Origin of the sequence: Streptomyces sp. NBC_01077 (assembly GCF_045162855.1) — a bacterium.
Classification (GTDB): Bacteria; Actinomycetota; Actinomycetes; order Streptomycetales; family Streptomycetaceae; genus Streptomyces.
The window spans coordinates 121,522-136,465 of the sequence record NZ_CP108669.1; the positions used below are offsets into that span (position 1 = coordinate 121,522).

The 14,944-nt window shown below is 66.9% G+C and carries 11 protein-coding genes and 1 pseudogene; 5 read left to right on the forward strand and 7 right to left on the reverse strand.

Annotated elements, in window-relative coordinates:
- Positions 1–8 precede the first annotated feature (8 nt).
- Genes dxs through OG462_RS00580 form a run of 3 tightly spaced genes read left to right on the forward strand, consistent with a single transcriptional unit; the run spans position 9 to position 4,946 of the window.
- A complete protein-coding gene (gene dxs / locus OG462_RS00570) occupies positions 9–2,021 on the forward strand; it encodes a 1-deoxy-D-xylulose-5-phosphate synthase (RefSeq protein ID WP_406066275.1) in 2,013 nt (670 codons plus the stop codon).
- Positions 1,979–3,901 (forward strand): 2-oxoacid:acceptor oxidoreductase subunit alpha, encoded by a 1,923-nt coding sequence (locus OG462_RS00575; RefSeq protein WP_406053549.1) that lies wholly within the window; start codon positions 1,979–1,981, stop codon positions 3,899–3,901. The genes dxs and OG462_RS00575 overlap by 43 nt, the downstream gene beginning before the upstream one ends.
- Positions 3,894–4,946 carry a 2-oxoacid:ferredoxin oxidoreductase subunit beta gene (locus OG462_RS00580; protein ID WP_406053551.1) on the forward strand — a complete coding sequence of 351 codons (1,053 nt, stop codon included), beginning with the start codon at positions 3,894–3,896 and terminating at the stop codon, positions 4,944–4,946. Before OG462_RS00575 ends, OG462_RS00580 begins: the two co-directional genes overlap by 8 nt.
- 406 nt (positions 4,947–5,352) lie before the next feature.
- On the opposite strand, the gene OG462_RS00585 is transcribed toward OG462_RS00580, so the two are convergent.
- On the reverse strand, positions 5,353–5,988 hold the full coding sequence (locus tag OG462_RS00585; protein ID WP_406053553.1) for an ATP-binding protein: 636 nt from the start codon (positions 5,986–5,988) through the stop codon (positions 5,353–5,355).
- 975 nt (positions 5,989–6,963) lie between these two features.
- Positions 6,964–7,167, reverse strand: coding sequence for a cold-shock protein (locus tag OG462_RS00590; RefSeq protein ID WP_406053555.1), 204 nt, complete (start codon positions 7,165–7,167; stop codon positions 6,964–6,966).
- Positions 7,168–8,773: 1,606 nt separating this feature from the next.
- Between OG462_RS00590 and OG462_RS00595 the strand changes: the two genes are divergently transcribed.
- Entirely contained in the window at positions 8,774–10,099 is a 1,326-nt protein-coding gene (locus OG462_RS00595) for a hypothetical protein (RefSeq protein WP_406053557.1), read from the forward strand.
- Between the two features lie 284 nt (positions 10,100–10,383).
- Here the strand turns inward: OG462_RS00595 and OG462_RS00600 are convergent, their stop codons facing one another.
- From OG462_RS00600 to OG462_RS00610, 3 genes are all read right to left on the reverse strand, one after another.
- Complete coding sequence (locus OG462_RS00600; RefSeq protein WP_406053558.1) at positions 10,384–10,515, reverse strand: hypothetical protein; 132 nt, start codon at positions 10,513–10,515, stop codon at positions 10,384–10,386.
- Between the two features lie 322 nt (positions 10,516–10,837).
- A complete protein-coding gene (locus tag OG462_RS00605; RefSeq protein ID WP_406053560.1) occupies positions 10,838–11,251 on the reverse strand; it encodes a peptidase inhibitor family I36 protein in 414 nt (137 codons plus the stop codon).
- A 328-nt stretch (positions 11,252–11,579) separates the two neighbouring features.
- Positions 11,580–12,206: a L,D-transpeptidase gene (locus OG462_RS00610; protein WP_406066277.1), complete on the reverse strand. Its 627-nt coding sequence runs from the start codon at positions 12,204–12,206 to the stop codon at positions 11,580–11,582.
- Between the two features lie 34 nt (positions 12,207–12,240).
- Between OG462_RS00610 and OG462_RS00615 the strand changes: the two are divergent.
- Positions 12,241–12,934 (forward strand): annotated as a pseudogene (locus tag OG462_RS00615) (transposase); the annotation flags it as partial.
- Between the two features lie 125 nt (positions 12,935–13,059).
- Here OG462_RS00615 and OG462_RS00620 read toward each other — a convergent pair.
- Positions 13,060–13,893, reverse strand: a complete 834-nt coding sequence (locus OG462_RS00620; RefSeq protein ID WP_406053562.1) for an ABC transporter permease — start codon at positions 13,891–13,893, stop codon at positions 13,060–13,062.
- A complete protein-coding gene (locus tag OG462_RS00625; protein WP_406053564.1) occupies positions 13,890–14,879 on the reverse strand; it encodes an ABC transporter ATP-binding protein in 990 nt (329 codons plus the stop codon). The genes OG462_RS00620 and OG462_RS00625 overlap by 4 nt, the downstream gene beginning before the upstream one ends.
- Between the last annotated feature and the right edge of the window lie 65 nt (positions 14,880–14,944).

The following is a 14,944-nucleotide window of genomic DNA, read 5'->3' on the forward strand; positions in this document are numbered from 1 at the left end:
CGCGCACTATGGACTGCCATGAGGAGGCTTCGCCAATCCTTTCAGCGCCGCGCCCAAGCCAGCACCGGCCGTTGCTGCCGACTATCACGAACCCGCGGAAGCTGGACGCGTTCACCGGTCAGGAACTCGAGTCCCTGGCAGGAGAGATCCGCAGCTTCTTGGTGGACAATGTCGCGCAGACTGGAGGTCACCTGGGGCCGAACCTCGGTGCAGTCGAACTCACCATTGCGTTGCACAGAGTATTCGACTCTCCCCGCGACCGTATCCTCTTCGATACCGGCCATCAGTCTTACGTGCACAAAATCCTGACAGGCCGCCAGGACTTCTCTCGGCTCAGAGCGAGTGGCGGATTGTCCGGTTATCCCTCACGTACAGAGTCCGAGCACGACGTGATCGAGAATTCGCACGCCTCCACCGCCATCGGCTACGCAGATGGCCTGGCCAAGGCCAACCAGCTGCTCGGGCACCATAACCGCCCTGTCGTCGCCGTCGTAGGTGACGGGGCGCTCACCGGAGGCATGGCCTGGGAGGCACTTAACAACATCGCCGCAGCCAAGGAACGTCCCGTCATTGTCGTCGTCAACGACAACCAGCGCTCCTACTCACCGACCATAGGCGGCCTCGCCAGCCATCTGGCCGCTCTTCGCCCCGCGCGGGACAGCGTGGACCAGGCAGACGGCTGCCGCGTCTCGGGGCGGCCGTTCCCCAGTTCCCCCCACGGCAGCGGAGGAACCGTAGACCTTTCTTCGGCACCCACGGTGTTCGAGGATTTGGGGCTGGCGTACATCGGTCCCGTCGATGGCCACGACATCGCCGCCCTGGAAGCCGCCTTGCAGCAGGCTCGTGACTTCCGCAGACCCGTCATCGTCCACTGCCTCACCGAGAAGGGCCGTGGCTACAGCCCCGCCGAGCGGTGCGACGAGGACCGCTTCCACGCTGTGGGCGCGATCCATCCTGACACCGGTCTGCCGCTGAAGCCCTCCGGCAGAGACTGGACTGCGGTATTCGGCGAAGAGATGCTCGCCCTGGGACGTGAGCGTGAGGACATCGTGGCCGTCACGGCAGCCATGCTGCATCCTGTTGGCCTGGCGCCTTTCGCCAAGGAGTTCCCCGAGAGGGTCTTCGACGTGGGCATCGCTGAGCAGCACGCTGCCGTCTCTGCCGCTGGCCTGGCCACCGGGGGAGTTCATCCAGTTGTAGCGATCTACGCCACTTTCCTCAACCGGGCCTTCGACCAGCTCCTCATGGACATTGCCCTGCACCGGCTGGGCGTCACCTTCGTACTGGACCGTGCCGGCATCACCGGCCCCGATGGCGCCAGTCACAACGGTATGTGGGACATGTCGATCCTTCAGGTTGTCCCCGGTCTGCGTCTGGCCGCGCCGAGGGATGCCAGCCAGCTCCGCGCCCAGCTGCGCGAGGCTGCCGGCGTCGAGGACGCCCCCACCGTCATCCGCTACCCCAAGGGCGCCGTCGGCCCCGACGTCCCCGCTCTCGGCCGCATCGGCGGCATGGACGTACTGCGTGGCAGCACTGCCCCCGCCAGCGAGAGCAGTCCATGCACCCAGCGTGCCGACGTGCTGCTTGTTTCTGTGGGCGCCATGGCCTCCACCTGTATAGAAGCTGCGGAGCTGCTCGAAGCACAGGGGATCAGCTCTACGGTCGTCGACCCTCGCTGGGTCAAGCCCGTTGATCCTGCGCTGCCCGCTCTCGCCTCTGAGCACGGCATGGTGGTCACCGTCGAGGACAATAGCCGCTCTGCAGGCGTGGGCTCCGCTGTCGCCCAGGAGCTGCACGACGCCTCTGTAGACGTGCCCCTGCGCAACTTCGGCATCCCGCAGCGATTCTTCAACCACGCCAAGCGGGAGGAAGTCCTTGCCGAGATCGGCCTCACCGCGCCAGGCATCGCCCGGCAGATCTCCGTCTGCATCCAGGAAGCCAGAATCAGCCACCCGCTCGCTCACGAAAGCACACCGGCATGCCACCACTGTCCAGACACTCCCCTGCAGACACTGCACTGAGCAGCCCAGTGATCCCCAGCCAGCGAAGGAAGCCCGGGCGCCGTCTCGATCGGGTGGTCATCCGCTTCGCGGGTGACTCCGGTGACGGTATGCAGCTGACAGGTGACCGCTTCACCTCGGAGACGGCGTCCTTCGGGAACGACCTCTCCACGCTGCCGAACTTCCCGGCCGAGATCCGGGCACCCGCCGGAACCCTGCCGGGCGTCTCGTCCTTCCAGCTCCACTTCGCCGACCACGACATCCTGACCCCGGGCGACGCCCCGAACGTGCTGGTCGCGATGAACCCCGCCGCCCTCAAGGCCAACATCGGGGACGTACCGCGCGGTGGCGAGATCATCGTCAACACCGACGAATTCGCCAAGCGCGCCATGGCCAAGGTCGGCTACGCGACCTCGCCCCTCGAAGACGGTTCGCTGGACGGCTACCGGGTCCACCCGGTGCCGCTGACCACGCTGACCGTCGAGGCGCTCAAGGAGTTCGGCCTGTCCAGGAAGGAGGCCGAGCGTTCCAAGAACATGTTCGCGCTCGGGCTGCTCTCCTGGATGTACCACCGGCCGACCGAGGGCACCGAGACCTTCCTGCGGCAGAAGTTCGCGAAGAAGCCGCAGATCGCCGAGGCCAACGTCACCGCCTTCCGGGCCGGCTGGAACTTCGGCGAGACCACCGAGGACTTCGCCGTCTCGTACGAGGTCGCCCCCGCGACCCGGGCCTTCCCCACCGGCACCTACCGGAACATCTCGGGGAACCTCGCCCTCTCGTACGGCCTCGTCGCCGCCTCCCGCCAGGCGGACCTGCCGCTGTACCTGGGCTCGTACCCCATCACCCCGGCCTCGGACATCCTCCACGAGCTCAGCAAGCACAAGAACTTCGGTGTGCGGACCTTCCAGGCCGAGGACGAGATCGCCGGCATCGGCGCCGCCCTCGGGGCCGCCTTCGGCGGTGCTCTCGGCGTGACGACCACGTCAGGCCCCGGTGTGGCCCTCAAGTCGGAGACGATCGGCCTCGCGGTCTCCCTGGAGCTGCCGCTGCTCATCGTCGACATCCAGCGCGGCGGCCCGTCCACCGGTCTGCCCACCAAGACCGAGCAGGCCGACCTCCTCCAGGCCATGTACGGGCGCAACGGCGAGGCCCCGGTCCCGATCGTCGCCCCGAAGACGCCCGCCGACTGCTTCGACGCGGCGATCGAGGCGGCCCGGATCGCCCTCACGTACCGCACGCCGGTCTTCCTGCTCTCCGACGGCTACCTCGCCAACGGCTCCGAGCCCTGGCGCATCCCGGACGTCGGGGAACTCCCGGACCTACGGACGCAGTTCGCCACCGGCCCCAACCACGAGCTGGCCGACGGCACCGAGGTCTTCTGGCCGTACAAGCGCGACCCGGAGACCCTCGCCCGCCCCTGGGCCGTGCCCGGCACCCCCGGTCTCGAACACCGCATCGGCGGCATCGAGAAGCAGGACGGCACCGGGAACATCTCGTACGACCCCGCCAACCACGAGTTCATGGTCCGCACCCGGCAGGCCAAGATCGACGGCATCGACGTCCCCGACATCGAGGTCGACGACCCGGACAGCGCGCGGACCCTGGTCCTCGGCTGGGGTTCCACCTACGGGCCGATCACGGCGGCCGTCCGCCGCCTCAGGGCTGCCGGACTGCCCATCGCCCAGGCCCATCTGCGGCACCTCAACCCCTTCCCGAAGAACCTCGGCGAGGTCCTGAAGCAGTACGAGAAGGTCGTCGTCCCCGAGATGAACCTCGGACAGCTCGCCACCCTCGTCCGGGCGAAGTACCTGGTCGACGCCCGCAGCCACACCCAGGTCAACGGCATGCCGTTCAAGGCCGAGCAGCTCGCCGCCGCTCTCAAGGAGGCCATCGATGAGTGAGCCCCTCCTCCACCTGGTCCCCCGGGCCGAGGCCCAGCAGTCCATGAAGGACTTCAAGTCCGACCAGGAGGTGCGGTGGTGCCCCGGCTGCGGTGATTACGCGGTCCTCGCCGCCGTCCAGGGCTTCATGCCCGAGCTGGGCCTGGCGAAGGAGAACATCGTCTTCGTCTCCGGCATCGGCTGCTCCTCCCGCTTCCCGTACTACATGAACACCTACGGGATGCACTCGATCCACGGCCGCGCCCCGGCCATCGCCACCGGCCTCGCCACCTCCCGCCGCGACCTGTCCGTCTGGGTCGTCACGGGCGACGGCGACGCACTCTCCATCGGCGGCAACCACCTCATCCACGCCCTCCGGCGCAACGTCAACCTCAAGATCCTGCTCTTCAACAACCGGATCTACGGGCTGACCAAGGGCCAGTACTCGCCCACCTCCGAGGTCGGCAAGATCACCAAGTCGACGCCGATGGGCTCGCTCGACGCGCCCTTCAACCCGGTGTCGCTCGCCCTCGGCGCCGAGGCCTCCTTCGTGGCCCGCACGGTCGACTCCGACCGCAAACACCTCACCGAGGTACTGCGGCAGGCCGCCGACCACAACGGCACGGCACTCGTCGAGATCTACCAGAACTGCAACATCTTCAACGACGGCGCCTTCGAGGTCCTCAAGGACAAGGACCAGGCCAAGGAAGCGGTCATCCGCCTCGAACACGGGCAGCCGATCCGCTTCGGCGCCGAGAACGAGAAGGGTGTCATCCGCGACCAGGCGACCGGCGACCTCCAGGTCGTCACGGTCACCCCCGAGAACGAGTCGCGGACCCTGATCCACGACGCCCACGCCACCACCCCGACCACGGCCTTCGCGCTCTCCCGGCTCGCGGACCCGGACACCCTCCACCAGACCCCCATCGGGGTGTTCCGGTCGGTGGAACGGCCGGTGTACGACACGCTGATGGCGGACCAGCTGGAGACGGCGGTGGAGCAGCACGGCAAGGGCGACCTGGGGCAGCTGCTGACGGGGAACGACACGTGGACGGTCGTGGGCTGACGCAGGACAGGAGGATGATGCACTGTGCGGCAGCTCGGTGCCAAGATCCGACGATGTCATCACTGCATGCCGACGTTGCGAGCACACGCCCTGATGCAGAACAGTCTTCAGCCATTGCCCTTGCACCGCTTGTTCACAGCAATATGCGGAGCCGGGCCCCATGCACTGGCCGCAGCGAAGTGTCCCAGGCAGTATCGGTCACGGCCTATAAGCGACCCTGCCAGCCTTTGAACTCGGCCTTGGCTGAAGCACCACATCAGGTGCCGCTTCGAGCCCGATCACACGGCCTCCGCATGCTGATGCACCGTGGTAACCAGCGAACAGGTCGCGTCGATGGTGACGACCTGGGCCTCGCGGTATGCCAAGGGGGATGGCGTCGTGAGCGGAGAACACCACGAAGACGTACTCAGGCACCTGCGGGTCTCGTCTCCTCGACGAATACCGTGCCCTTCCTTGTCCGCTCGCACGGCTGCCTCCGGCTTCTCGCGGGGCTGAGTGCTCTGTCGTCTTCGTTGCGGGCGTCGGCCGTGGGTGGGGGTTCTTGCCGGGTGCCAGGACGGTTGTTCAGGCTGCGTCGAGGTCGGCCCAGTGATCGATGAGCCCGTTGAGGCCGGGGTCGGTCTCGCTGCCGGTTCCGGTGCTGCCGGCGAGTGCGGTGATGATGAGGTCGCCGCGGCCGTGTTCGCCGTCGGGCCTGCCGGCCGCCCAGCTGCCCTGGTCGAGCCGCGTTGTTGGGGCCGCCGTCGGTGACGTGGACCTGGACCCGTCCTGAGCCGTCCATGGTGCCGTGCAGGTGCAGGACAACCGGGGGCAGCGCATGTGTGACGGCGTTGGTGACCAGCTCGGAGATCACCAGCAGTGTGTCGTAGACCCGGTCCTCTGCCAGGCCCCAGGCCTCCAGGACCGGGCGGGCGGCATGACGCGCGGCGGCCGGCGCGAGGTGCCCGTGCTCCAGAGACAGACTGAACACACGGCTGCCGGCCGGCACGGCCTGCAGCACGGGAGGCTGCGGCCCGCCTGGGGAGATCGTGGTCGTCGTCATCGGGATCACTGCCTGTCCAGTGCGGGATCGGAAGCCTTCTCTGGTACCTCCAGCACACTCCCGCAGAGCACAGAATCCCTGAGCAAGCAATACCCAAAAGCCAAAAAACAGATACCTGTGCGAGCCTGGGGCAGTTTCGACAGAGCGTCCTCAGCCGGGAGGCGAGGTGCCAAACGGATGACGGGGCGTCCGGCGATGCGTTCGCCGCGACGGCCCCCGATCCGCCGGGAGATGGAGGGGGCTTTTGAAGATCCCCGAGGTAGTGACCAGTGGGGCCACGGCGGTCGCGTGCGGCATCCCCGGTGGTGGGCCCCCGGTTGTTCCTTGAGCGTGGCGGCATGCCGTCAACCGAGCTCAGCCCGGCCTCTGGCAGATAGCTGTCCTTACACGGAACTCGAAGAGATCGCGCTGCCAACCACTTCAAAGATCATTTCGATAGGGGTTCGGCTTCTCTCGACGGATACCGACTTCTGGTTCGACAAGAATCATCGGCTCCACTCCGGTCGAGTACGACCGCTCACGCCCTACCGCGAAGCGATCGGACCTGGCCAGCCGGGCCGGATACTGCACCAGCCTTTCCCGATTGCTCTGGGGCATGGGGCTACACCTCGTGCGCACCCCAGTCTGTATGCCGATCTTGTGGTCCCTTGCGAACCCAGGCCAGACGAGGGCGAGGTACTGACGGCGATGTTGGATCGTGAGCCGGACACAGTCACCGGCCGCCCCGGCCTGCTACCGGTCACGGACAAGGGCTTCGCCTCCCCGGAGACAGCCAGCCATTCGCCGACTCCAGCCAGTGTGAAGCACCACTGAAGAGTGCCCCCGTGGCGGCCGTGGAGTCGTGCGCGGATGGGCCTTGACCCCGGGTTTGGACACCATGCGCGTCGCGGTCGACAAGCGCCCCCCGGGCAAAGCCAGTTGGGGCGTGCCGTTACCCAGGGCAAGGCCCTTGTTCGCGGGGCTGGGCGGTAAAGGTCAGGCGGGACAGATGTTCTCCGCCTGCGCGCCCTTCTGGCCCTGTGTGACGTCGAACGTCACATTCTGGCCCTCCCGGAGCTCGCGGAAGCCCGTGGAGTTGATCGCCGAGTAGTGGGCGAAGACATCCGGGCCTCCACCATCCTGGGCGATGAAACCGAACCCCTTCTCCGCGTTGAACCACTTCACAGTTCCCGTAGCCATGTCTTATGCCTTCCAGCCGATGAACGCCTCCCACACCACGCGGAAGACACAGGTGGCCGCCTTGGTCCCCGCGCCTCACAGCACGCAGCAAAACGCCCACGCCGCAAACGCAGGCAAAGGGAACTTTCGAACCACGACAGCTACCTCAGACGCTACACATCCCCACCCTCTGTCATCACAAGAAACGCCTCGTGACCGCCACAAGAACCAAAGCCACCCTCGAGACCATCCAGGACGGCCCCAGGCTTACGGTCTTGGTCGGCAGCCTGGGGGCCACCTCCCCGGCCCCGGGTCAGTGCGGCCCAGGGCCGTCGCTGGCTGGTGGCGCGGAGTCCCGGTCCGGAGGAAAAACCAGGATGGCCGGTCGCATGATCCGGGAAAGGGAACCGCGGATCTGTGGGGCGGCCCCGGCGCTGAGGCGTAGAACCGGGGCCGCCGACCGCGCGGGTCCGGGCGTGGGGCGCCCCGACCAGTGCACGCGTCACACACCTCAACGCGCCCACACCCCCAAAGACACGCACCACGTCAACACAGTGGTTTCCCCTCCGCCTGGAAGAATGATCCGATGCAGCCGCTGCCGATCCCCTGCCCCGCCGGCCTGATCCCGGACGCAACAGACCCCGACACCTTCAACGCCGCCTACCGGGCCGCGCAGGAGCAGCAGGCAGTGTTCATCGCGGTCGAGCATCACGGCCCGCGGTGGACGGTCAAGGCCGTGGGGGTGCGTTGCTCGAGCTGGTGGACGCGGTGTTGTCCGCGGAGGGTCCGGTAGCCTCGCTGCCGGAGCTGTCGCTTCAGGCGGTGCGTCGGCGGGGACACCGCGCGATATACGACGTACTGGCTGACGGTCGGATCGATGTGTGCCGGCTGCGGGCCGTTCTGCCAGGCTTGAGCTGCCGCGTGGGAGTGACCGGCAGCTGTCGATCGCGCCGGGTTACGGGTGGCGGCAGACGATTCCGGGATGGCGTACCAGGTCGCGGTCGCCCTCACCGACCAGGCCACCCACGCGACCCCGGCCAGGAGTCCGCCGTCCACGACCGGTTCGGCGCCGTCATCGCCCTCTGCTGGAGGCGCCTGTACCCGAAGCTGGAACGCCGCGGCCCGTGGACCGGGCACGAGGGCGAACGAACTCCACATTATCGAAGGCACGTTGCTACATCTGGCGATCGAATACCTGCCGGGAAACCGTGCCCCCGTATGGCACAGCGACCCGACGCTGCCGCGCACGACGTCGACCGTCTGTGGGGAATCTTCCTCGGGAGATTCGACCTCGAGCACAGGTTCCGCTTCCTCAAGCAGACCATGGGGATGCCCCGGCTCCGGCTGCGTCACCCGTCCAGGCCGACCGGTGGGTTTGGGTGGGTCGTCGCCACCCGCGCCCAGCTCCGCCCGCCCGGCCTCTCGCCGCCGCTCTCCGCAGACCCGGGAGCTGCTGACACTGGACGCCCTACTCCATGGCATGGGCTGCTCTGTGACGAGGGGCGATACAACATCGAGGCGGGATGAGCAGTAGGTACTCATGCCGCCCTCGTCTTGGCAGCGAAGAGTTGGGATAGGCCCCTCAAGGACAGAGGACAACCGTACGCGCCGGAGGCGGTGACTAGCTGTGACCATTCAGCTGTACGTCGACGAACCTCACCTGGCACCCGTCTCCTGGCCGACGCGACTGAAAACGCTCCGGGCCCACCCGACCCCTTTGTCAGCGGACCTGCCGCCCGTAGAACTGTCCTCACCGCAGGTGCGGACCCCGGCCCTCGGCGAGCCGGTCTACGGAGTGGCAACACGGGACGTTCCGCTGCTCGCTCTTCCGGAAACCCGGCTGGATTTTGACTACGGCGATCCACTCGGCTGCGCGGCCCGGCAGCCGCTGGACGCATTGGGCCTGCTCGCGTCGACACAGACCGGATTCATGCCGTCCAGGTCCCCCGACTACCGCTTCCCCGCGCCCCTGGCAGGCATGGCCGCGCTGTGTGACGCCGCAAGCACTCTTTACTCCCACGAAGACGCACGCTCCTTCCGGCGCTGGATGGAGGGGGAAAACGAGTCCCTCGCTGCACGCGCGGGGACTCTGGTCAACCTCATCCAAGCAGCGATCTCCCTGCCTCTTCCGCAGCAAGAGATGCTGATGGTCCCGTTGATCTATCTGAACCACATGTGGCGACAGGGCAGCCCGGCGCTGGAGGCGGCCGGCGGGCCGAGCGAGATGCCCACCTGCCTGAACGTGCTTCTCACGGCACTCTCGGAGTCCACAGGGATTCTGCCTCGCTTCAATCAGCTGATCATGACCATGCGGGCATGGAGAATCGACAGCCTGTCAGACGGTGCAGAGGTGTCGTATCGTGATCTCACCGCCCTGGATCACGTGAGACCTTATTTCTGGCTCAATGGAGTCAACAAGTCTGAGCTCGACTTCTACCGTGCATTCTTCACCGTCGAATCCTTCGGTGTACCGGTGTACGGCTGGGGTTGTCTGGCACTGGAATGTGCCGCCGCGGATGACGCCGAACTGGGCGCCTTCGCACTGCGGTGCATTCACGACGCGCTGCGCAACGTCTACTTCTGCGTCCGGCACCTCGTACCCAAGGTCGATCCTTTGGAGTTTCGGAAGATCCAGCTCACCGGCGGCTGGATCAACGACGAGCTGAACGGGGCAGCCTCCGGCTATCAACTGCCATTCATGATCATGCTGGACGCGCTCTTCCAGGTTGAATACAGCCATCTGGGTGCCGCCGAGGCCCAGATGAACGGCCTGCGTTTCGTTCCGGAGCGGTGGAAGGAATTCTTCCGGTCGATCCACGGGCACAACCCTGGACTGCAGCCCTGGGTGAGCCAACGGCAGTCTCCCGGACTCACTGACGCTTACCAGCGCTGCATCGAGCTGTACACCGTTCACCGCACACTGCACCGCTATCTCGCGGGGCAGACACTGTGAGGTGCAACCACGACCGGGCGCGCCTTCGGCTCCTCTGAACGCGACTACCGCGACTTCATGAGCGAACCGGAGCCCTGGTGGCGGCTTGATGCGGCGAAACGCTCACGGCGCGCCGCCTTCAGATCCTGGGCCGCCGTTACCTCACGCACTGCGCTTGATGTGCGGCGGCCCCCAGGTAGCGGCTTGTGACGGCGTCGAGGACCTCGATGCGGTGACGGTGATGCCGCATGAACCGCACTGGGACCCTCAGGCCGGCCTGGCTGGTCATCTATGCGCCCCCGTAGTCACTGCTCCTGAACCATGCAGCGCGTGGAGATCACCCGCCTCGCGAAGACCCGGCGCGACTCCCGGGCCTGCGCCGCGCTGAGCGGCGGCCGCACCGGTCCGGCAACGATGTCCTGGTCGTGCTCGCCCACGCCCCCGTCCCCCTCCGCGCCCGCGGGCCGACGCGGAGGGTGTACGCAAGCACGAGCGCAAGCTCCCCCTCACAGGCTCACACCCTCACAGACCACCCCGTCTGTCTGAGGAAATAGTCTGTGCGCCTCACAGCCCGATAGGTCGCCGCGCGGGGGTACCGATGGTGAGACCCATCTTGGACAGCGCCTGCCCGGCGAGCGACAGGACCACGCGAGCGCCACCTACGCCCTGACGGCGTGCCGCGGCCGCGACGAGGCGCCTTGCCAGCGTCACGGCAATCGCGTGGCCGGCACATTCCTCCCAAATGTACGCGGAAGGCGGTTACACCCCTGACTGCATCGAGCTTGCCTTGTTATTGAAAAGGCCTAGGCCACTGTAGGAGGGGCATGTACCTCCGATGCAACCCGCGCCCGAGGCGCGATGGAGGACTTCAGATCCGCCCCAGTTACTGTTTTCGTAGAGCCTGATCTGCATTATCGTTCTATTCCAGCTGCTACTTGTTGCATTGTCGACATCGACGCTAGTGCCCGGGAAGTCCCAACCCCAGAAAGAGGTGAAATCATCTGCGGGAGTCGCCACAAGATCAGCCCTGTTCCCGGTGAAACTAGTCCCGTTGTACATGCAGAATTCACTATTCTCACAGGATCCGTTCCACTCGGCTGCACTGCTAATGCCGGCCCCTCCCACAAGTAGCGCCGACATTGCGATCAGGGTTGTAGCCATGCGCTTGAGCATAATTCCCCTATCCGCCTTTCAAATTCACGTGAGGGAAACTGTGACCCACGGAAGCTAGCATTGAGGCAGCATGCGACCGGAAGAGTAGAATGTACTCAAAAACTGGCATTTCAAACCAAGCGCCAAGAGTTCTCTGGTCCAGATGAGCTCAAGCTGCGGTTCTTCAGCTTCGCGACACGCGCCCTTTCACCACGGTTGTGGTCTGGCCAGGTGGGCGGCATTGCGTATCTGGTCGAGGGCCGGAGCGTGAGGCCACCACCCACCAAACCGCTCAGATCTCAGCTGATACCTGTGCCAGGCGACGACACGGCCCTGTACGCAGGCCCTGTCAGCCGCCAGGGCGACAGGGCGGGAAACTCGGCGTCACACCCGGCAAACGGCTCGCTAGAGGCAATGGAGGCGCGAGTGCACCCCTGCCATCCGAGATGCGGCCATAACCAGGGGCTCGGGGACAAGACTCCTCTACCCAGAGCCTTGCGCTTGGAGGAATCTCCTGCCCCACCGTTGCCGAGAACGCGCGCACTGCCCGGCGTCCACAGCCCCAGCCGCGGCAAAAGCATGCAAACCTCAGATCATCGGGTAGATTCTCGGGCCGACTGGGGCGAAGGAGCGGTCCGTAGCGGGCGGGTGAGGATGGCAGGGCGCTGCCTGCGCGCCATTCCCGCCAGTTGAGGTTCCAGTCCCCGGAGCCGTTTTCGAAGGCGCTCATCTGCTGTCCGGAGCCGTTGATAACGCGGACGACGTCACCGACGTTGAGGGTGTTGTAGAGCCAGGCGGCGTTGCCGGTGCTCATGCCGGTGCAGCCGTGGCTGTCGTTTTCCACACCGTGGGCATCGGCTGACCAGGGTGCGGCGTGCAGGTACTCGACGCTCCACGTGACCCGGATGGCATGGCGGACGTTGAGATCGTATGCATCGGGGCTGTCCTTGGGGATACCGATGGATTCGCCATTCATCCGGATGACAGGCTGTTTGTTCAGGACGACTTTGAGGCTGGACCACCCGGCCGTCACCTGGCTCCTCGAGCGATACGGTCCCCGGCCGCTCTGCGGAAGGCCGGCCGCCGCAGACTCGTCGAGTTGATCCGTCCCAAGGCCCCGCGCATGGCCGCACGGCTGATCGACGACGTCTACGACGCCCTCGACGAACAGACCGTCGTGGTCCCGGGAACCGGCACCCTCGACGTCGTCGTCCCGTCGCTGGCCGCCTCGCTCACCGCGGTCCACGAACAGAGCCGAGCCCTGGAAGCCCAGATCAGCACCTCTGCTGGAGGCCCACCCTCTTCACCCGGTCCTGACCTCGATGCCCGGAGTCGGAGTCAGGACCGCCGCAGTCCTGCTGGTCACCGTCGGAGACGGCACCAGTTTTCCCAGTGCCGCCCACCTCGCCTCCTACGCCGGTCTCGCCCCCACGACCAGGTCATCCGGAACCTCGATCCACGGCGAACACGCCCCCCAGAGGCGGAAACCGGCAGCTCAAACGCGCCATGCTCCTCTCCGCCTTCGCCTGCATGAACGTCGACTCGGCTTCACGCACCTACTACGACCGGCAAAGAGCACGCGGCAAAACGCACACCCAGGCACTCCTCCGGCTCGCCCGCCAACGCATCAGCGTCCTGTTCGCCATGCTCCGCGACGGCACCTTCTACGAGTCCCGAACCCCCAGCATCACCCTCGCTACATAACCATCCCAAACACCCGCACACCAGACACCACCTCCTTGACGAAGAACATAGAGACACCCCCCACGGGGATCACGAAAAGGCCCGGCCGGTCTCCCGGTCGGGCCTTTTCGTGGTGCTCGCCCCGGCTACTCGGGGCGCGGGTCCCAGCGGAAGCTGCGGACGGCGATCAGGGCGCCGATGACACCCCAGGCGGCGAGGACCGCCAGGTCACGCCACTGGAAACCGGCGTCCTGGGTGAAGAGCGCCAGCATGGCGTCGTTGAACGGCTTCACGGGCAGCAGACCCGCGATGGTGTTGAGGAGCTCCGCGTGGATCGGGAAGTAGCTGCCCGAGATGAAGACCAGCGGGAACTGGATGAACTGCACGACGGCCGGCGCCGCCTCCGAGTTCTTGATCAGCGAGGCCACGCCGACCCCGAGCGCGCAGAAGCTCGCCGCGCCCAGGACGAGCGTCAGCAGGACCGCGCCCCAGTGGGTGGGCAGGTCGACGCCGTAGAGCGCGCCGATGCCGAAGACGAGCGCCACGTCCACGATGCTGACGACGACGCAGTGCACGAGCAGACCGGCGAAGTAGACCCAGGCGGGCAACGGTGTGGCGTGCAGCCGCTTCAGGACGCCGGTCTGCCGGCGCATCGCCAGCACGATCGCCAACTGGCCGTAACAGGCGCCCAGTACGGACACGGCCGCGATCACCGGCGTGTAGTACTGCATGCCGGTCAGGCCGAAGAAGAAGTCCTGGCCCTCGCTGCCGCCGAACACGGCGCCGAAGATGCCGATGATGACGATCGGCAGCACGAAGGTGAAGACCATCGACTGCGGGTTGCGCCAGAACGACAGCTGCTCGTACCGGATCTGATGGCCCAGCAGGGCCAGCGGGTTCCGCTCGCGCGGGGCGTCCGCGTGGTTCGCCGAGGCCGCCGGGGCGGTCGTCTCGGCGGTCGGGGGGATCAGGGGAGTCATGAGCGGCTCCGTCCGGGTCGGCGGCCTCGTCCGGCGGGCGCCTTGCGCTCCCCCGCGGACGACGGCGAGGAGGCTTCCTGCTGTACGTACTCGCTGGTCAGGCTCAGGTAGACGTCCTCGAGGGTGGGCTGCCCCACGGTCAGCCGGTCGAGCGGCGTGCCCCGGTCGAGCGCCCAGCCGGTCAGCCGGTGCAGCGCGGCCGTCGGCTCGGTCGTCTCCGCCGTCACCAGGCCGTCCTCGACATCGCTCACCGGCAGGGGTACGTCGGCGAGCGCGGCGCCCGTCGGGAGCGCGAAGCGGATCCGGGTCCGGGCGCTGTCGCGGCCGCCCAGCGTGTCCGGGGTGCCCGAGGCGACGATCCGGCCCTCGGCGATGACCACGACGGAGTCGGCCAGCGCCTGCGCCTCGTCCATGTAGTGGGTGGTGAGGACGATGGTGGTGCCGTCGTCCCGCAGATTGCGCACGACGTCCCAGGCCCCGCGGCGCGCGTTCGGGTCGAAGCCCGTGGTCGGCTCGTCCAGGAACAGCAGCCTGGGCCGGCCGACGACGCCGAGCGCCAGGTCGAGCCGGCGCTTCTGGCCGCCGGACAGGTCCTTGACCTTGGCGCCCTTCTTCTCGTTCAGGCCGACGAGGTCGAGCAGTTCGTCGACGTTCCGCGGGTCCGGGTAGTAGCCGGCGTTGCGGGCCACGGTCTCCCGCACCGACAGATAGGGCTCCACGGCGATGTCCTGGAGCACCAGGCCGACCTGGCCGCGCAGCCAGTGGCCGTCGGCCTTGACGCCGGGATCGCGCCCGAGGACCTCGACCCGCCCGCCGTCGCGGTCGCGGAAGCCCTCCAGGATCTCCAACGTGGTGGTCTTGCCCGCGCCGTTCGGCCCGAGCAGGGCGAAGATCTCGCCCTCGGCGACGCTGAAGTCGACGCCGCGCACGGCCTCGTGGTCGCCGTACCGCTTCTGCAGGCCTTCCACGGCCACCGCGGCGGTCACCGCGGTCCCTCGGCTCGTGTCACTGTGTGCCTCCCGGTGTGGTGGTGGGACGCCGTGGGGTCGTC